Consider the following 18,952-nt stretch of genomic DNA (forward strand, 5'->3'; position numbering starts at 1 on the left):
CCAGGCGGCGACATTTCTCGACACAAATACCAGGGCCAGAGCGGAAAATGAAGAGAGAATGAGCGTTTCGACACAAATAGTTCAGGCGACCGCGCCGCACCTATTGCTAGTGGACGACGACGTGTCGCTTAGTCGGTTAATACGCGAATATTGTGAGACAGACGGACTGGACGTAACGTTAGCGGCCACAGGTGAAGAAGGTATCTATCTATCGCAGCAAAAGCATTTTCAGCTCGTTGTTCTCGACGTGATGCTGCCCGGAATCAACGGCTTCGATGTGCTGAAACGTATTCGCCAGCGTTCCAACATGCCGGTGCTCATGCTGACGACACGCGGCGCAACGCAGGACCGCATTCAGGGTCTGCAAGGTGGAGCGGATGACTATCTGCCAAAACCTTTCGAGCCTGAAGAACTGGTTGCCAGGATACACGCCATTTTGCGGAGAGCATACCCGACACCAACGACAGCTCATTTCGTGGTTGGCGATGTGACACTCGATGAAAAGGAGCGGTCTGTACAAGTAGGCTCTGCTTTTCCAGAGCTTACCGGAGCCGAGTTTCATCTATTGCGTTTGCTCCTGGAGAATCAGGGTAAGCCGCTTACTCGGGAAGAGCTGGTGCCGCAGGTCTTTGGCAGGGACATGGGAATCTTCGACCGCAGCATCGACAACCTGGTCGGCAATCTTCGGAAGAAGTTAGGCGCATATCCCAGTGGTTCCGAGCGCATCAAAGGGATTCGCAACGTGGGCTACGTTTATGTCACCGAGAAGGCCGGAACATGAGAATCTTCGCACGTATCTTTCTTACCTTCTGGTGCATGATCGTTGTGTCGATCGGCATGACGGTTGTATTCGCGCTGAGCACCATCTCTCTGCTGCAACCATTACACCCTCGTTCACTGCCCATCTATCCGATCCATACCTGCGCCCTCGCCGCTCAGGATGAATATGAGAGAGCGGGACTCGACGGACTCGCTCATTTCCTGGGAACCTCGCGGACCAACTGTTCCGGTGGAATCGTGGTGAATCTCAAGCGCGATCATCTGTTCGGAGACATTGGCCCCAAACTGGCGACTGTTGAGAGCACATCAGGACAACCAAGCCCTGAGATGGCAAGCGTCACGGTAATAGAGCTTCCGTTCCAAACGATCTTTGCGCGGCCCGGACCATTAGGAAAGAGCGCACCGGGATTCATTCTGTTGATGCGGTCTCCATACGCATTCTTCTTGAACAGCCCACGCTCATTGCGGACTTCGCTCCTCTTCCTGCTGTCGAGGATTGCGCTTTTGATCGCTGTCTCCGGGTTCTGCTGCTATCTGCTGACCCTGTATCTGGTCAAGCCTGTCCTCCGCCTCGGACGCATGGCAGAGCAACTGGGAGGCGGGGATCTAGGCACACGGATCGAAGGGCCGCTTATCGCCCGGAGGGATGAGTTAGGGGAGCTAGGCCGGAAGTTCAATCAGATGGCCGGCGAAATTGATTCTTTGGTTACGCGGTACAAGCACTTTCTTGCACATGCTTCGCACGAGCTAGGCTCCCCGCTGACCCGCGTCAATATTGCTCTCGGCCTGGCACGAAAGAAGGCAAACCAGGCGCTGCAACCAGAGTTGAACCGCATCGGCCACGAAACCAAACGATTGAATACTCTTGTTCAGGAACTGCTCCTTCTTGCCCGCCTCGAAAGCGGCAACGAACTGACCCGACAGACTACCTCTTTCAACATCGCTTCCGTGGTCGATGAGGCGTGTGCCGATGCGAGCTTTGAGGCAGCCGAAATCGGTAAATCCATTCAGATTCAGAGGCGCGAAGACTTTAAGGTTAAAGGCCATCCCGAGCTTCTGCGGAGAGCCCTCGACAATGTTCTTCGTAACAGTCTCCGCTTCGCTCGGGAAAGAGGTGTCATCAAAGTCGATCTGACCCGTAAGCCAGGGGACTCAATCGGAGTCATATCGATAGAAGACGACGGCCCCGGAATTGAGGCAGCTCAGCAAGAGATCATTTTTGATCCATTCATAACTCTGCCGAATCATGTCATCGGCGAATCGGAAGGTTCGGGACTGGGTCTGGCCATCGCCCGCCAGGCTGTTCTCGCAAATCGGGGAAAAATCTCCGCCCGGAATGGAGTGACAGGAGGCTTGGCAGTGTTCATTGAGCTTCCGATTGTTGAGAGCGGCAACTCAACAAACTCAATCTGAGCCTACTGCTTGCTCTTCTTGCAGCCACAGCCACGGACGCGGCTGGTTGCAGGGTCGAACCCGCGATGAGATGTATAGAACTATGCAGCAGTGACGGTTGCCGGAGACACGGAAAGGTTCTCCTTCCCTTTAGCGGGCATCCTGTTTTTCTGCTGCCCCCATCTTTCGACCGAAAGATATGTCGGTTCTCGGACGGAAGCCGAGCTTGGATGCAAAATCGTGGATTACAGTCGCCGTCTCTAGGATTTTGAGACCAGGAGGCAGAGCGATCCATGTATCGGAGCTGTCCGAAGTGGCTGATTTTGGCCGCAGTATCGATGGAGTTGCGAGCCTCAGCGCAACGAACCTGCGCTACCGGAATTCGCATCGAGGGCAGGATCACTGATCCCACGGGCGCCATGATACCCGGAGCACAAATATAGAGTGCGAATGGAGACAAGACAACAGCGGACGCGACAGGCAGCTATGCACTGCCGTGCATTGTGGGGACTTCAGCCGTCATAACCGCATGACGGCTTTGCAAAAGGAATGGGACGGGCTCGCGGCCATATTGGAAGTACCGTCCATGTCGACGTTCAATTGGCGGTCGCATCCGTACAGCAAGATGTACAGGTAAATGGGGATGCAGGAGACAAGGACGAAAGCGGAGCAGGCACCGCAGTCCTGAACACGCAGCAGGTTCAGCAGCTTCCTGACGACCCTGATGATTTGTTGAGACAACTGCAGATCGACCATCTTTTACAGGACGCTCTACCGCGAAGAGACTAGCTTATTAATAGACTCTTCGCGTGACTCGACTGACCAGTCCGCTCTGCTTTCGGTACAGCTCGGGCACACCTTTGTCGGAATGAGACGGCCAACTCTGACTTCCTCAGACTTGTCCGAAAGATAACTCGCGGACTTCTTCAGCATGAGGCCCTTGAGCTTCTCAAAAAAAAGCGACTGTGGAAGCTGATACATCGCCCCTCGGGCGCCTTCGAATTGGCAATTGAGAGCTGCCAATGCCTGACCGTATTGCAGTGCCTCCGCAACTTGTGCCCTGGTCAAACTCTTCAGCGATTGCCTTCCCTCGCTGAATAAACGGTGAATAAGGCCAACGGTCGTCCAGTCTCCTGCACCTGCAGTATCTTTCACGTCCACATCGTAAGAGGACAATGCCGCCCAGGACTTCATTCTTCGCTGCCCGCGTAGCTGAAAGCGCAGACCTTCGGCGCCGAGTGTTTGGATCTCAAGAAAAGCCTTATTGTCGCTAAGAAGATCGCTAAAACCCTTCGCTCGTTGGTCCGAGTATTTGAGCACATCACATAGCTGGAGCATCTCAACGAATTGAGCCGGATCACCGACCCCTGAGGGCTCAAAAACAACAACGGCGTCATTCTTCTTGAAGTGCTCCGCCAGCACGAGCGTTGAGCGCGACACGCGGTCGGTGAAAAATACACACGCCTTCTCCATGCTCGCCCGAAGGCTTTCGACCGTCTCAGTCAATACAGGCCGATAGCTAGGAAGGTAGGCTCCACAATCAGGACACGTCCAGAGAAAGCGATGCTTCGGAGCACCATCCTTGCCGAGAAAAATCTTCTCGACAACGATCGGTGTTGGGCAGGGAGAATTGCCCGTCAGATACTTGGTGTCGCTTCCCCATCGCTTTAGATCTGCTTTGACAAACTCACCGGCCTCATCTTCGGCCAGCCTGCTGATTGGAGTTGTCGTCCAGCCCAGGTAGGAGAGGGCGGCGGTCACATTTCCCGTCGTCCCGCCAGTGTAGAAACGCGGCGTTTGCGGGTCTTCGAGACCGAGAACGATATCCAGCGCAATGAATCCCGAACTGACGAGACGACGAGCCTGTTTCTTAGTCTTCATAACACTCTCCGGCGAGCCATAGCCCGTGGATGACTCCGTCTTTCGCAAGCCGAGTCAGTTCCTCCATCTCAACAGCGACTCGGTGTCCGTGCGCTTCGATGTGAGCGATCGCCACTCTGGAGCCGGCTCGCTTCAATTCATAAGCTGCGAGCAGTGCCCCAATAGATAACAGTTTACTAGACAGAGCCGAAACGATGGCGTTCGATCCGCCGAGCGGAGCCAAGGATTTTGCGTAATGCTCAATAGCATGGACCAACTGGCGGTAAACCTCGAAAGGATTGGTCTCTGATGCATACAGAAAGTTACGGGGATCGATCCGCAAGCTGTCGAAGAGCAACCCTCGATACTCGACGATCAGGTTGTCGCCCCGCCGTGGATTCTGCGATGGTGCCGGCAACAGCGGGCATACCTCCGACGGTCGCACCAGATCGTAGATTCGCTGAAGCTGAGTAGCCTGATTCTCGCCGAGAAGAGGAAACCAGACGCGAGGTTTCGCTGCCGCCGACTCGCGCTCAGCGTCGCCTCGGAATGTGTGAATGTAGTCGGCCTCTTCGTCGAGCCCTTCTTCGAGAATCAGGCTGTCTATCCTTGGATTCTCATCTGCGAGCACGAACAGATTCATCCGGGGTGAGGTCTGACCATCGATGATATGGAGCAGTTTGGCCACGATGGGCAGGAATACGCTGCGCGGCAGGGCGCTGACGTCCACAATCACATCGGTGATGCTCGCGAACTCGCCAGCGGTCTTGAACTGTCCTTCCGCCGATCTCGATGTCATGCGCCTGCGTTCTGCGGAGAACATATTGATATTGCGGCTCGATAGCTGCGCTGCTGGAACAATCCGTCCCAGTTCTTCCAGGTTCTTCTGAACCGCTTCGTCGTAAGTGCGGGACGGAGACTGATCCCCCTCCTCATAGGTGAGGAGCACGACTTCAATAGAGAGTGATGGACAGATGCGGCGAAGTAGAGCCAGGCCCGTAAGCATCCGCGGGTCGAATCCGCGGCCGAGGATAAACCGTACCTTGCGCGGTGAGCCATTGAAGTGACTCGAAAAGAGAGCCTCAAGATCAGTTCCAGCGGCGCGCGCATATGTTGACCATCGTTCCGGCATCTTACCTGCCATAAAATATCAAAGAAGTGATTTCTTCGGCTCGTATCCTGCTGTCATCCACACATAAAGATCGCGCAAAGGGCGCTCCTTGAATCCCCCATATTGCAGCGGTAAATCGTATGACACACAGAGTAACCGATTGAGGTTCAGCACCATCCACGTATTTCCTTTGACCCTTCGGTCCAGCTGAGCTTCCAGCAGGTTGTTGGCGATCGCTGCCGCCAAAACATCCGCCAGAAGGCCATACTCCGGGTTCTTCTTGAGGAATTCCTTACTCTGGAGCTGCTCTCTCTCTTTCATGGAGATCGCGATTCCCGTTACTCCGGGGTCATAAGGGGCATTCTCCTCGTAGGTCCTCTGTCGGCAGAACCTGCCAATCGATGAGAGCAATTGATGAACCCTCTCGCCGTAGCGAGCCCGGCGCGGGATTTCCGTCCAGAATGACTCCGAGGCTTCCCGCAACAGTGCATCCTGTCGGCCAGCATTAAGGGTTGGCGTCTTCGAGATCAGGCTGGATGCTACGACCTCCTCGAACTCATCTCCGGCCAGGCGCATGAATTGTTCGATATTCCATGAAGCCAAGTTGGCCAGCTTCTTGGGCCCAAAGTAGTAGGGCAGACGGAATTCCTGGGCGAGAAACAACTCGGCTGCGGCGCGAATACTCGAATCGGTCTTTTCCTTGAGATCCGCAGGGCTGAGAGGAAAGTCAAACGAGGCTTGCTGGCTTCGCATTTCGCGGTATATCAGAATCTCGAGTACGCGCCATCCGATTGCACGATCTCTTGTGCCGCCCGGCTGCCTCTCCTGTGCTTCGATCCAGTCATGGAAGAGGGTGCTCTGACGCGACAACTTCGTAACCCGGTCGCGGACGACAGGAATCGTAGCTTCGTACTTGCCTTGCCACTCCGTACCGTCGAGCGATGCCTGCAGACAGGAATCAAGAGAGGTCACTTCAACTGTCAAGGCTGCGCTGGCACGTCGGTCGGCCACGCTGTTGAGGAGGTTAATGAACTTGTTCCCACTCTCTCGCCAGAAACGCTCGATGAGTATTTCTCCGTCGTAGTCCCGCCCTTCGGTCACACCTGTTTCGAGCATCTCGTCGGTGGAAAGGGCTTCGAATCGCTCCGCTAACCAGATACCCACGCCGGTCCGCATATCCGCAACGGTCTTGAGCAGCAAACTGCGTTGCCCGTGCGTGAGATGATGCACATCATCGAGAAGTAACAATCGGTGACTTGCGACAGGCCGGCCATCGACCGTGAGCACACCCGGTCGCATCAGACCGATCGAATGGAGCGTATCGCTTCCGGGCAGAGATGCGAGGTCTCCACCATCGAAGCTGTCGATTGCGTCACAGACGTTCTCCTCGAGAGCCGTGGCCCAGTGATGGAGCTCAACGCCTGAGGTGGCCCCCGGCTCTCCGGCGCGAATCTCCGTTGGCCCATCAGCCGATACCTTGATCCGCGACAGATCCTCGGGATAGCGAAGGCTCCTCAGCTGGAGGCTGGCTCGGAGCGTAGCCAGGACAATCCGAGCATTCAGAAGTCCGAAAAGTAGGCGCTGCTTACGGGCTGGCTCGAAGTCAAGATCATCAAGGATGCGGTAATTGCGCGCGCAGGACAAGAAGACACCAAGCAGTTGCGGTCCACTCTCATTGATGACGCCCAGAGTCGCCATTCGTTGATAGAGTTCTTTGAGATCCTCGTTGGCTTTGAAGGCATGAAGATTCACGAGCGCAGCTGGCGTGAAAAGACGGAGCAGCGTCGTCTTTCCCGCGCCCGGTGCGCTCCGAATCAGCTGGGGCTTGTCCCACAGGTGCGGATCGTCGCCGAGAAGGTCGAGCATGCCGGGGCCGAACAGCTTCAGGAACGTGACATCGTTCTCGATAGCCTCCGCCGCACGCAGGCGAAATGGATTTCTCGGCTCTCTCATATCGAATCCTTGTGGCGTGTGACGCGGGGAAATAGCGATCGCATCTGCGGGCCATCCGCCCACAAGAGCCCAAGCGAATTATTGGGAGTATTGTGACTCAGTACCAGGGGTAACCCGCAAGCCGCGAACCCATAGCGCAGGTCAGTTCCGCCGAGGCGCGTGCTTGCTGTCTCGTTGGCGTCGTCATAATACTTCTGGATCAGAGCGTCGACCTCCGGCTTTGCCCCTACGGCCAGAGTAATCTCGGTGGGCAAGCGCTGCACGATGACGATGCTGATCTTCAGACCAAAACGCTCTTCAAGCTTCTTCTTTTCGGCATCGAGCTTCTCTTCGACCCGCGCAGTTGCCAGGTAGAGGACGACGATTATCTCCCGACCCTCCTTCACCACGAGCTTCGAGAGATGATTGTCGGGATTCGCAAGGTTGACCAGGAACTTTCCAATCTTGCCAGTGACGGCTCCATCTTCGGTCGAACGGAGATAGCTGATTCCACTGGCGGAGAAGTCGTCCATCAGGACGACCACCTCAAATGCAGGATCGTTCTGTTCGGTGGATTCTTCGGCTGCAACTGGCCCACCCAGGTCCTTCAGTGCAGTCTTCAGATCCTTGAGGAGCCCGTCGATGCGTTCCCGGCTTGGTTCGTGGCTCGGACGCACCTGCTCATTGGTGAGCAAGGGGTTCGCGCGGCGAAAGACGTCCGTTCGCGCGCCGTCGCTCAATCCAAGGAAAAGCGTCTTCCGCTGGAGCACTCGGAAGGCATCCGATGCGGCGATTTGCCTCCTCCTCCACGAATCGATTCCAGCTTTCTTGGCGGCGAGATCCAGCAGAAGCGGGCGAATACAGTCTGGATAGGCGATGGAGACCAAATGATTCATCTCTGCGGTAGAGATGAAAATGAGGTGTTGGCGGATATAGTCAAGCGCAGCCTTGCGCTCGTCGGGTGTGAACTGGCTGAGCCAGCGCGCCAGGCTCTCCGTGAAGCGCATTCCAGGTGAGAACTGCTGATACTCGTCGTACTTATACGAGGCCATTGCCTGGAGTTCCAGCCCGACCTGATTGAAATCCGCCGGCTGCCACCCCATAACCTTACTCAGCAGTTCCTCCGCTAGTTGGTTGTTCATGATCTCCCCAATGCTAGACGGAAGTGCTTCGTCGATTTCTTGATCTGCCCGAAGTAATAGACCAGCGCAGCGCTACCCGAAACTCCGGCGGGAGCGAGATTCCAACCAGTCTCAAGGTCAAATCCTACTTCGTCCACGCTCAGCGACCCCGGCCCGGCGAGCAACTCAAAGTCGTTCCCAGGCCACGCAGGCCTGTCACCGATGAAGAGTGTTTCGGTGCCCGAAGACCGCGTAGCGCCCGGCATACTCTTCAGGATATTCAATTTGCTTGTCTCCGCCGTGACGATGTCAACGGACCGGGAAGAAGCGACTACACGGACATTCGTCCTGCCAGCTTTCGAGAGCAGCGCCGACGCCAGACGCCACAAGGGTTCGGCGGACGTAGCATCCTCCAACTCCAATGTGACCTGGACAGGCCGAACGGTCACTTTAATCGCAGGGAGGTTCCCTTCCTTGATGACCTGCGCCACCTCGACCAATGCGGGCGCCGACTCAGTATCGCCATTGAGGTCCTGATTGCTACTGAGAGGGAGCACGACTGCTCCGTTGTAGAACGCGACCGTCACAAGATGCCAGAGCCGTTTGGGAAGAGCACGGCGCAGGGTCTCTCTGACCGACTTGCCTCGTCCCGTTGCCACTCCGAGAGGGAACCCGCCATCCAGTAAGCTGATGAGGGACTTCGCGGTATTTGCTCCAATCCCCGTAAAGCGGTCACGATGATCGCAGATGGTTCCGTCGTAATCAACGACGCACTGCGTAAACCGAAGACCGGATATGCGTTTTCTGAAATCGTCGTAGACTCCCTCCCACTGTTCCACCGACAGTTCGGGAAGCCCGACCTTTCTCCGAGCACACTGTTTTCGCAGGACGGATGCTGAACGCACATCCTTGGCGGCTTGCGGAAATACATTCAGATGATAGAGTTTTCGGCCAAAGGGGGGAACGGCAGGGCGACCAGGATCTCGACCGCGATCTTCGCCATAAGCCGAGACAATCTCGAACACGGCTGCCTGCATTGCGAAGGTTGCCGCGATTCCGCTAAGTGGCGTCTCAATCCTGATGTTATGAACTGATTTCGGGAGAAGCTTTAGCGTGGCATCGGCAATCGCTTTGTCGTTCGGGCAGACGAAGAGGATGACCGTAGTGTTGGGGCGTTGCGCCAGCCAAAGATGCCGCCCGTGAGCGAAGTTTCGATAATCCGCCAGTTGTACGTTGGCGAGTCCCGATTCGTGGAACTTCGATTCGAAATCAACTGCAGCGGGTCGGGTATCCGGGCCGAACAAAAGAAGAAGCTCATCGGATTGAACCAGTGGAATATCTTGGTGGCGTTCGGCCAGTGACTGCCTGAGACCGGACGGATCGAATAACTCTCGGTACCGGGGCGGAAGATCACTGCCTCCGCCGTAGGCTCGCGCCACTATGGTATTCATGGCGACCAATGAGTTCGTGGCCAGGTAGCCATCCTTGCCGGCGGGAGAGGCGAATTCCAGTCCCTTGCCTCTGTTGAATGAGTCCACGACGTCCGTTAGGGGACATCCTTTCATGCAACAGAGACTGGTGACAGATGTAGGTTCGGCGGCTATTACGTTTCTGGCAAATCCGAGCACATCCGGATTGCGCCCCCGAGCGCTCACGATAAAGATGCGCGTGTCCGCCAGAACCAGCGGGTTTCCTGAGGCCAGCAAGGGCGAATCAAAAGCCGCAAAATTGCCCCTTCGTTGCTGTTCAAGGCTGGCAATGAGGCAAGCTGTGCTCAGAGATCCGCCCGAGCCGATAGCCAAGAGCGGCGATTCGCCGACACCTCTCATTTCTTTCGAGAATTCGGCAATGTCCACTTCGAGCGCCCATTTGTAAGTCGCTTCGAGTTGATTCAATTCGAGTTTGTAGGGCCTGCCCAAATCTCTTTGTTATCCTCTTCTTTCAGGGCTAGGCTCCTTTAATCCCTTCATTGTCAGCATACAAGCCAAGCCCCTATTGGTCAGATCTTCGGTTCCCCGTGGACCCGTGAAGCACGCTCGATTATAGGCGAAAATAAGGCGAAAATAAAGAGGGCCTGACATCGCACGCATACAGCTAAGCAACGGACTGAAGACGAGGATTCACAACGAAATCAAGCATTGGAACTTGAATCGGGATGCGGATCACTGATGAAAACCGTCCCTGGCCACCATTACTGATACACACTGGTTCCGAGAGCGATCCGATCACTGGACGTAGCCGTCTCTGGCCACCACTACTTATACACACACACTCCCCGTCCTCGCTGCCGTTAAAAATTTCGACATTTCCGGCAACTTCGAGGATCAGTCTTTCGGGTGTGCTCCTTGGCGTAAGTACAGGACATTCCACATGCTTACCGAGCGCCTGCCATGCACCCTGACATCGCCATTCAGAAGAGCGCCACTATCGGCAGATGGAAGAAATGGCGCATCGGCATTTCTTCAAAAACCGGATGCGCCTTGTTCCGGCTCAGGCTTGCGTGTAGTCCATGCCGTTCAGATCGGTGATCAGGCCCGGCCCCGTTGGCTTCCAGTTCAGCTTCTGCTGCGTGATGGCGCTGGAGGACGGCATATCGTGCACGGCAAAGCGGGCAAGCCAGCCAAAGTGTGCCTCGGCCTCCTCGGGCTTGATGCTGACCACCGGCACCTTTAGCCCGTGGCCATGTGCCTCGGCGATAGCCTTCATCGTCACGCCTTCCTCGTCCACCGCGTGATAGATCGCGCCTGGCTCACCCTTCTCAAATGCCAGTCGGTACAGCCGCGCCACGTCGGAGATATGCGCCGCCGGCCAGCGATTGGCTCCATCGCCAATGTAGGCTGACACACGCTTCTCGCGCGTTACAGCGAGAAGGTAGGGCACCAGTCCCTGCTTGCGCGTGTCGTGAATCTGCGACAGCCGCACCACGGAGGTGTTTACGCCCCGCGCCGTAAGCTCCTTCACCGACGCTTCCGAAGCTCCGCGCGGATTCCACGAAGCGGACGGGCTGTCCTCTGTCGACAGTCTGCCGTCCACATTGGCCGCGATCGCCGTACCCGAGGTGATCACGAATGGCCGGTTCGAGCCCAGCAGTACCTCGCCGATGGCTTCGATTGCCCTGCGGTCATCATCACAGTTCTTCTGGAACTGTGAGAAGTCGTGGTTGAAAGCCAGATGAATGACGCCATCCGTCCTGGCAGCTCCGTCGCGCAGGCTGTCCAGGTCCTCGATGTTGCCGTACTTCACCTCTGCCCCGGCCGTGCGCAGAACTTCAGCGCCGGCCTCCGATCGCGTCAGCCCCAGCACTTGGTGCCCTGCCTGAATCAACTGCGGGACGAGCGCCGAGCCAATGAATCCCGGTGCCCCGGTCACAAAGATACGCATGCTGATGTCTCCTTTAAGTCCGACGAATGCGGGAACCAGTCTGCACCGTCGATCAGTAGATGGGGCTCGGCCAGCGGACGATCTATACTGAAAGTCCGTATGATCGGTTCAATCGTCCTGCCGCCTCAGAGCCAGCATATGGACCCTCTCTCCGAGGTTCTTGCTCTGATGAAGCCGCAGCTTTACGTCGCCGGCGGCTTTGGAGTGCCTGGCGACATGGCCGTTCGCTTCCCGAAACATAAGGGCGTCAAGTGTTATGCGATGCTCGCCGGAAATTGCTGGCTGGTCGTCGAAGGCGTGCCAGAGCCGGTGCTGATCCATGCCGGGGATTGCTTTCTGCTCCCGCGTGGACTTCCGTTCCATCTCGCCACCGATCTCGCGCTCAAACCGGTTCTCTACACCGACGTCTGCGTGCGGCTTGGCGTGAGGAGCGAAGCTCCGGGAGCCACTGAAGGGTCGCGCTACATCGCCGGCGGCCACTTCGCCTTGACCGGCGGCCATGCCGAGATGATCCTTCACTCGCTGCCCCCCATCGTTCACATTCGCCGCGAGTCGGACAAGGCCGCCATGCGCTGGTCGCTTGAACGCATGCGCGAGGAGCTTCGCGACCCACAACCCGGCGGTTCGCTGATTGCGCAGCAGCTCGCCTACATGATGCTCATCCAGGCTCTCCGCCTCCACCTGGCTGACGCCGCCAGCACCGGTCCCGGCTGGCTTTCTGCACTGTCTGACAGGCACATGAGCATCGCCATCGCCAGCATGCACAACGATCCAGGATACCCCTGGACGCTGCACTCTCTGGCCGAGCGCGTCGGCATGTCGCGCTCGGTCTTCGCGCTGCGTTTCCGCAAGGTCGTCGGCGCCACGCCCATGGAGTACCTCGCCCGTTGGCGTATGCTTCTGGCTGCCGACCGTCTGAAGCACTCCTCTGACGGTCTGTCCGCTATTGCGCAGTCGCTCGGCTACCAGTCCGAGAGCGCCTTCGGTAAGGCCTTCCGCCGCGTCATGGGGTGTTCTCCAGGGCAGTACATCCGGTCTGCCACGCCATCCTGTATTTCTGCTGAATGGGGGCGCTGAAGCCCCTGAGCGGGAACTTGTTGCAGGTGGGTAGAATACTCCCGGACTGAGCCCGTCATCACGGCAGGTGGAAGACTAAGGCCGCACTATCCGGATATCCTCGGCGTTCGCGACAATGGCCTGCTCGGCCATGCCCAGGAAGAGCCCGTGCTCTACAACGCCGACAAGCGAGTCGAGCTCTCGCGCCATGGCGGGAGGATCGTCGATATACAGTCCTGAGCAATCCAGCAGAAGATTGCCCTCGTCTGTGATGTAGCGCGAGCCCTCGGGGTTCTTCCGAAGTGACGGAGTAAAACCCAGAGACCGGAGAGAGCGGCAGACCAGAGGAAGAGCCATGGGAACGACCTCAACCGGGAGGGGAAACTTACCCAGTCGCTCGACAATCTTGGAGTCATCTGCGATAACGACAAAACGCTTCGCCGAACTCGCCACAATCTTTTCTCTGAGGAGTTTGCCGCCGCCGCCTTTAATCAGGCTCAGTCCAGGCGCGATCTCATCCGCGCCATCGACTGCCAGGTCCAGACTGTCACACTCTTCGAGCGTTATGAGCGGAATGCCATAGCTGCGGGCCAGTGTTTCGCTTGCCTCTGAGGTTGCAACTCCCCGCACGCTGAGCCTGCCTTCACGAACCCTTTCGCCCAGAAGGTCAATCCAGAGGGTCGCCGTTGTTCCGGAGCCCAGCCCGATTGTCATGCCCGATTCCACGAACTCCAGCGCCCGATGCGCTGCCTTCAGCTTATTTTGCTGCTGATCGTTCTTTGCCGAAGAGAAGGTCATACATCCTTCATGCCCGCATAATGGGCGTCGAATAAAAACACAGAGAAAAGCTATCGCACAGGAATCTGCATATCAGCTGGCTATCTTCCACGCAGGACGAATGTAGTGGCAGGTATAGCCATTGGGGTTTCGTTCAAGATAGTCCTGGTGCTCCGGCTCTGCTTCCCAGAACGGGCCTGCCGGAGCGATCTCGGTGACAATCTTCCCCGGCCACACTCCGGACGCCTCGATATCGTCAATGGTCTTTTCCGCGACCTGTTTCTGTTCGTTGCCGGTATAGAAAATTGCTGAACGGTAGCTGGTGCCGCGATCGTTGCCCTGCCGGTTCGACGTAGTGGGGTCATGAATCTGAAAGAAGAACTCAAGCAGCTTTCGATAGCTCAGAATTGCCGGATCGAAAACAATCTCGATCGCCTCGGCATGTGTTCCGTGATTCCGGTAAGTCGCGTGCTCGACATCGCCCCCGCTGTAACCGACTCGCGTTGAAATTACGCCCGGGTAGCGGCGGATCAGATCCTGCATGCCCCAGAAGCATCCTCCAGCCAGGATTGCTGTCTCAGTGAAATGGGTCATGGTATTTCTGCCCTCCTTGTGACTCGAAAATTTTAAAATACTCGCCACAGCCTGTGCGCTCAAGCCATCAGGAGGGCATTATCGTGGAATCGTTCCTGCTTCAAATTCAGGATCAACCGGAATCTGGAGTGCTGTCGCCAGTGCATTTGTCTGAGAGGCCAGCGCGATGATCGCAACAAGCTCCGCATGTTGCGCCGGAGTCATGCCTTTTGCGCGTGCGGCTGCAGTGTGAGAATGCACACAATAACTGCAGCTGTGCGCCGCAGATACGGCGATGTAGATCAGCTCCTTCGTCAGCGGATCAAGAGCGCCGGGCGCAATCATGATCTGCCGAATAGCGGCCCACGTCCGTTCCAGCGCATCCGGATCATTCGCCAGCGCTCGCCAGAAGTTATTGATGAACTCTGAATTTCGCGTCAGCCGTATATCGTCAAAAACTGCTTTGACCCGCGGGTTTGCAGATACTTCTTCATCTGTCCAAAGCCTGATGGTGGTCAGAAGTCCTCCTTTCCCCGCCTCCGAAAACAGATGGCTTCCATGATCGACACTCCGTGTGCAGGCCGGCGCTACGTAACCGGTGCGGGATCGAAGAGTACCAGATCGTTGTGCAGGCCCCAGCGGTCTGCCGCCGTTTGTTTACGGCCGCTCGCCGCTTCAAGAATCATATGAAATATCTGCGTGCCTACTTCTTCGATGGTGGCATCTCCGGTGGCGATAACGCCTGCATTCACATCGATGAGATCGGACCACCGGTCGGCCAGCGAAGATCGCGATGAGACCTTGATTACCGGCGCCATGGCAAGGCCATAAGGTGTGCCGCGGCCAGTCGTGAAAACGTGCATGTTCATGGACGCGGCCAGCTGCAGTGTTCCGCAGATAAAGTCGGCCGCAGGTGTTGCCGCGAAGATCAATCCTTTTTTGTTGACGCGCTCACCTGGTCCGAAGACTCCGGAGATTGCGCTGGCGCCGGCTTTGGCGGTCGAGCCAAGAGCTTTTTCCACAATATTGGTGAGCCCGCCTGCCTTATTTCCCGGGCTGGTATTGGCGCTGCGATTCATGCCCCCGCGATCGAGATAAGCATCATACCAGGCCATCTCGCGGATGAGATCGCGAGCCACCTGTTCGTTCGCGGCGCGTGCCGTAAGCAGATGAATCGCATCGCGAACCTCTGTCACCTCAGAGAACATGACGGTAGCCCCGGCGCGCACCAGCAGATCGGAGGCGTAGCCAACTGCAGGGTTTGCAGTGATGCCGGAGAAAGCATCGCTTCCTCCGCACTGCATGCCGACAACAAGGTCGGATGCAGGACACACCGTGCGCTTTCGCCGGTTCAGAATCGCGAGCCGCTTTTCTGCCATCTCCATAATGGCCGCAACCATCTCGCCAAAGCCATGATGTTGCTCATCCTGCATACGAACGACGTAAGGAGCGGCCTCAAGAATCGGCAGCGTGCTCGACGGCATCAGCCGCATCGGCTGCAGCTTCTCGCATCCCAGACTGACCACCATGGGTGCACCGCCGAGATTGGGATTAAGGCTCAGATTGCGCAGCGTGCGTACAGGAATCTCGCTGCCGGGCGCCTCGATGGCAATGCCGCAGCCATAGTCGTGAGTAAGAGCAATCACATCGTCAACATTCGGATAACGCGGAAGAATCTCTGCCCGAATGCGTTTGGCGGCGATATTGACCGTTGCCGCTACACACTGCACCGTGGTCGTAATGCCCAGAATATTCTTGGTGCCCACCGATCCGTCATCGTTGACGAAGCCTTCGAAGGTATAGCCCTCAAGCGGAGCGGCAGCAGGTGGAACCGCTGTCGCGAGAGGAAGATGATCCAGCGCCGGAGCATCCGGCATGCGCATCTTTTCCTCGTGCACCCAGCTGCCCTTCGCAATGGCCCGTTCCGCATACCCAATGATCGAGCCGTAGCGCAGAATGGGCGCTCCCGCCTCAATGTCAGTCAGAGCGACTTTGTGCGCTTCAGGCACATCCTCAATCAGCGTCAGGCCCGAGTCGAACCGGGTACCGGCGGGCAGTCCGCCTTCATTCACAATGATCGCAACAGTATCCTGTGGGTGAATCTGTATGCATAGGGGACGCATTTTCTTTTCGCCTGACATACCGGTTTCCTTGTGATCTCACTCATTCATATTTCGATCGTGATGGAACACTGCTGCTGCCGCTCAATGCAGCAGCACTATCCAGTAGCGTCATTTTATGAAACAAGAGCAGGCCGCTTCGGGTTAAACCGCCACCCCGGCACAAGGAACTGCATAGCCGTTGCGTCATCCCGTGCGCCTGACTCCATCGTATTGTAGAGCGAGTGCGCTTTTTCGATCTGCTCCATGTCCGGTGTGACGCCAAGCCCCGGCCGACTCGGCACCTCGATCTTTCCGCCGATAATCTGCAGCGGCTCCTTTGTAAGCCGCTGACCATCCTGCCAGATCCAGTGCGTATCAATCGCCGTTATCCTGCCCGGCGCCGCGGCAGCTGCATGCGTGAACATTGCCAGAGAAATATCGAAATGATTATTGGAATGAGAGCCCCATGTCAGCCCCCATTCGCGGCACAACTGCGCCACACGTACAGAGCCCTGCATCGTCCAGAAGTGCGGATCGGCCAGCGGAATATCGATAGCGTTCAGCTGGACTGCGTGCTTCAGCTCCCGCCAGTCAGTCGCGACCATGTTGGTAGCGGTGGGCATGCCCGTAGCGCGTCGAAACTCGGCCAGAATCTCTCGGCCTGAAAAGCCCTTCTCGGCTCCGCAGGGATCTTCCGCATAGGCGAGCACGCGCTGCCGGTCACTGCAGAGCCGGATCGCCTCATCGAGCGACCATGCACCGTTGGGGTCCAGAGTAATGCGGGCCTCCGGAAAGCGCTCCGCGAGTGCGGTAACCGTTTCCATCTCCTGGGCGCCTGCAAATACTCCGCCTTTAAGTTTGAAATCTTTGAAGCCATAGCGCGCCTCCGCGGCCTCAGCAAGCCGAAGGATTGCCTCGGTGTTGAATGCCTCTTCATGGCGCAGACGCAGCCATGCATCCTGCGCCTTTGGCTCGCTGCGATAAGGCAGATTCGTCCTCGTTCTGTCGCCGACAAAGAACAGATAGCCCAGCACATCCACATGTGAGCGCTGTTGTCCCTCTCCAAGTAGCGCCGCGACCGGCAGCGAGCAGAACTGGCCCAGCAGATCGAGCAGCGCCGATTCAATCGCTGTCAGTGTGTGTACCGTAATGCGCTGATCGAAGGTCTGCAGCCCTCGGCCTTCAGGATCGCGATTCGCGAAGCGTATCTGTACCTCATGAAGAATGGATCGCCACGCGCTCAAAGGTTGTCCCACAACAAGCGGCTTCGACTCTTCGAGGACGTCTCGGATCTTTTCCCCTCCGGGAACTTCACCTGCGCCGGTGTTTCCTGCGCTGTCGCTGAGCAGAACAACATTGCGCGTGAAGAGCGGCGCATGCGCCCCGCTTAGATTCAGCAGCATGCTGTCATATCCGGCAACCGGAATCACCCGCATGCCGGTGACCGATGGCATACGCTCTAAGGCGATTGCAGCATGGATAGAATTCACCGGTCTTCTCCTGTGCTGAAGCGCCTCACATTACATCGCCGTGCCGGTGTCAGCAGAGCGAAGCTCAAGCCGTTTAATTTCGCCGACAATCACAAGGTAGCTGAAGATCGCGAGCAGCGCCGTCAGGCCGACAAAAACCAGCGCACTGTTGAAGGACCCCGTCCTCTTTACCAGATATCCGATAATGATCGGCGTTGTGATGCCGGCGATATTGCCGAACAGATTAAAGAGACCGCCGTTCAGTCCAATCAGCTCTTTCGGTGACGTATCGGCGATCACCGTCCATCCCAGAGCTCCGAAGCCCTTCCCAAAGAAAGCCAGCGACATCAGAAACATCACCATGGCCTGAACATTCGTATAGTTGCACGCGATCATGGTCACCGAGAGCAGCATGCCCGCAATGATAGGCGCTTTGCGCGCGAAGGTGAGGGAGTGACCGTGACGAAGAAGCGCATCGGAGCAAATTCCTCCCAGAACACCGCCCACCGATCCGCAGAGGGCAGGAAGCGCGACCGCCAGCCCGCCTCGAATCAGGGAAAGGTGACGGGCCTGCACCAGATACACGGGAAACCATGTGATGAAGAAGTAAGTGAGGGTTGTGATGCAGAACTGGCCCAGATAAATCCCCACCAGCATGCGCTCGCCGAGCAGCTTTCTCACACCAGTCCAGGTGAGCGGGTTGCTCCCTGATCTGCCTCCGGCCATGCGGTCAACATTGACCAGCCCGCCGCCTTTCTCGATGGTTTCGATCTCTGCAGGCGAAATCAGCGGATGATCTTTGACGTTATAAATTACCTTTGACCACGCAAAGGCGAGCGCAAAGCCCAGCACTCCCATAAACCAGAAGCAGCTTCGCCAGCCGTAGGTATGCGTCAGCCATCCAAACAGAGGTGCGAAGACGACCAGAGCGAAATACTGGGATGCGTTGAAGATGGCCGAAGCTCCGCCGCGCTCCGCGGTAGGAAACCAGGCGGCGACGATGCGCCCGTTACCCGGAAAGACCGGCGACTGCGCCAGCCCCGAGATAAGTCTGAGAACAAAGATCGCACTGAAGATCCACGCTGCGGCAAGATAGCCGGCTAACCCAATGAGAAACGCGCACACAGTCCAGCAGATAATGCTGATGCCATAGACACGCTTCGAGCCGAAGCGGTCGAGCAGCCCTCCTGAAGGCAGCTGGCCAAGAACATAGGCCCAGCTGAAGCCAGACAACAGAAAGCCCAGTCTGACCGGACCCAGCGCGAACTCCCGCTCCATCGCCGTGCCGGCAATGGATAGCGCCACTCTGTCGCCATAGCTGAAACAGCTCACCACGAACAGCATGGCGACAATCAGATAGCGGATGTGAGTGGTTTTGCTGGAGGTCATCGGTCTTCC

16 protein-coding genes are annotated in these 18,952 nt (G+C 57.0%); 3 read left to right on the forward strand and 13 right to left on the reverse strand.

Going from position 1 to position 18,952, the window contains the following annotated elements; genetic code table 11:
* Positions 1–58 precede the first annotated feature (58 nt).
* A complete protein-coding gene (locus tag D0Y96_RS13415) occupies positions 59–781 on the forward strand; it encodes a response regulator transcription factor (protein ID WP_117300677.1) in 723 nt (240 codons plus the stop codon).
* A complete protein-coding gene (locus D0Y96_RS13420; protein ID WP_117300679.1) occupies positions 778–2,193 on the forward strand; it encodes a HAMP domain-containing sensor histidine kinase in 1,416 nt (471 codons plus the stop codon). The genes D0Y96_RS13415 and D0Y96_RS13420 overlap by 4 nt, the downstream gene beginning before the upstream one ends.
* 498 nt (positions 2,194–2,691) lie before the next feature.
* On the opposite strand, the gene D0Y96_RS13425 is transcribed toward D0Y96_RS13420, so the two are convergent.
* The 7 genes from D0Y96_RS13425 to D0Y96_RS13455 all read right to left on the reverse strand — a co-directional run bounded on the left by D0Y96_RS13425 (position 2,692) and on the right by D0Y96_RS13455 (position 11,577).
* Positions 2,692–2,928, reverse strand: a complete 237-nt coding sequence (locus D0Y96_RS13425; protein ID WP_117300681.1) for a hypothetical protein — start codon at positions 2,926–2,928, stop codon at positions 2,692–2,694.
* Positions 2,929–2,943: 15 nt separating this feature from the next.
* Complete coding sequence (locus tag D0Y96_RS13430; RefSeq protein ID WP_117300683.1) at positions 2,944–4,053, reverse strand: carbohydrate kinase family protein; 1,110 nt, start codon at positions 4,051–4,053, stop codon at positions 2,944–2,946.
* Positions 4,043–5,176 carry a hypothetical protein gene (locus tag D0Y96_RS13435; RefSeq protein ID WP_117300685.1) on the reverse strand — a complete coding sequence of 378 codons (1,134 nt, stop codon included), beginning with the start codon at positions 5,174–5,176 and terminating at the stop codon, positions 4,043–4,045. Before D0Y96_RS13435 ends, D0Y96_RS13430 begins: the two co-directional genes overlap by 11 nt.
* A 6-nt stretch (positions 5,177–5,182) precedes the next feature.
* Positions 5,183–7,096, reverse strand: a complete 1,914-nt coding sequence (locus D0Y96_RS13440) for an ORC-CDC6 family AAA ATPase (protein WP_117300687.1) — start codon at positions 7,094–7,096, stop codon at positions 5,183–5,185.
* Positions 7,093–8,217: a phosphoribosyltransferase-like protein gene (locus D0Y96_RS13445; protein WP_117300689.1), complete on the reverse strand. Its 1,125-nt coding sequence runs from the start codon at positions 8,215–8,217 to the stop codon at positions 7,093–7,095. Before D0Y96_RS13445 ends, D0Y96_RS13440 begins: the two co-directional genes overlap by 4 nt.
* Positions 8,214–10,091, reverse strand: a complete 1,878-nt coding sequence (locus tag D0Y96_RS13450; RefSeq protein ID WP_147325064.1) for a hypothetical protein — start codon at positions 10,089–10,091, stop codon at positions 8,214–8,216. The genes D0Y96_RS13445 and D0Y96_RS13450 overlap by 4 nt, the downstream gene beginning before the upstream one ends.
* 595 nt (positions 10,092–10,686) lie before the next feature.
* Positions 10,687–11,577: an SDR family oxidoreductase gene (locus D0Y96_RS13455; RefSeq protein ID WP_117300693.1), complete on the reverse strand. Its 891-nt coding sequence runs from the start codon at positions 11,575–11,577 to the stop codon at positions 10,687–10,689.
* Positions 11,578–11,676: 99 nt separating this feature from the next.
* Here D0Y96_RS13455 and D0Y96_RS13460 point away from each other — a divergent pair, with 99 nt between their 5' ends.
* On the forward strand, positions 11,677–12,654 hold the full coding sequence (locus tag D0Y96_RS13460) for an AraC family transcriptional regulator (protein ID WP_252263746.1): 978 nt from the start codon (positions 11,677–11,679) through the stop codon (positions 12,652–12,654).
* A gap of 75 nt (positions 12,655–12,729) precedes the next feature.
* On the opposite strand, the gene rpiA is transcribed toward D0Y96_RS13460, so the two are convergent.
* The 6 genes from rpiA to D0Y96_RS13490 form a co-directional block, all read right to left on the reverse strand.
* Positions 12,730–13,431, reverse strand: a complete 702-nt coding sequence (rpiA, locus tag D0Y96_RS13465) for a ribose-5-phosphate isomerase RpiA (protein ID WP_117300695.1) — start codon at positions 13,429–13,431, stop codon at positions 12,730–12,732.
* 72 nt (positions 13,432–13,503) lie between these two features.
* Complete coding sequence (gene msrA, locus D0Y96_RS13470) at positions 13,504–14,004, reverse strand: peptide-methionine (S)-S-oxide reductase MsrA (RefSeq protein WP_117300697.1); 501 nt, start codon at positions 14,002–14,004, stop codon at positions 13,504–13,506.
* A gap of 78 nt (positions 14,005–14,082) precedes the next feature.
* Complete coding sequence (locus tag D0Y96_RS20765) at positions 14,083–14,622, reverse strand: carboxymuconolactone decarboxylase family protein (protein ID WP_350449082.1); 540 nt, start codon at positions 14,620–14,622, stop codon at positions 14,083–14,085.
* On the reverse strand, positions 14,571–16,106 hold the full coding sequence (garD, locus tag D0Y96_RS13480) for a galactarate dehydratase (protein WP_252263748.1): 1,536 nt from the start codon (positions 16,104–16,106) through the stop codon (positions 14,571–14,573). The genes D0Y96_RS20765 and garD overlap by 52 nt, the downstream gene beginning before the upstream one ends.
* 113 nt (positions 16,107–16,219) lie before the next feature.
* The gene (locus D0Y96_RS13485) at positions 16,220–17,575 is read right to left on the reverse strand and encodes an enolase C-terminal domain-like protein (RefSeq protein WP_350449064.1); all 1,356 of its coding nucleotides are present in this window, start codon (positions 17,573–17,575) and stop codon (positions 16,220–16,222) included.
* A gap of 30 nt (positions 17,576–17,605) precedes the next feature.
* Positions 17,606–18,943 carry an MFS transporter gene (locus D0Y96_RS13490; RefSeq protein WP_117300705.1) on the reverse strand — a complete coding sequence of 446 codons (1,338 nt, stop codon included), beginning with the start codon at positions 18,941–18,943 and terminating at the stop codon, positions 17,606–17,608.
* Positions 18,944–18,952: the final 9 nt, after the last annotated feature.

Source organism: Paracidobacterium acidisoli, from assembly GCF_003428625.2.
Lineage (GTDB): Bacteria > Acidobacteriota > Terriglobia > Terriglobales > Acidobacteriaceae > Paracidobacterium > Paracidobacterium acidisoli.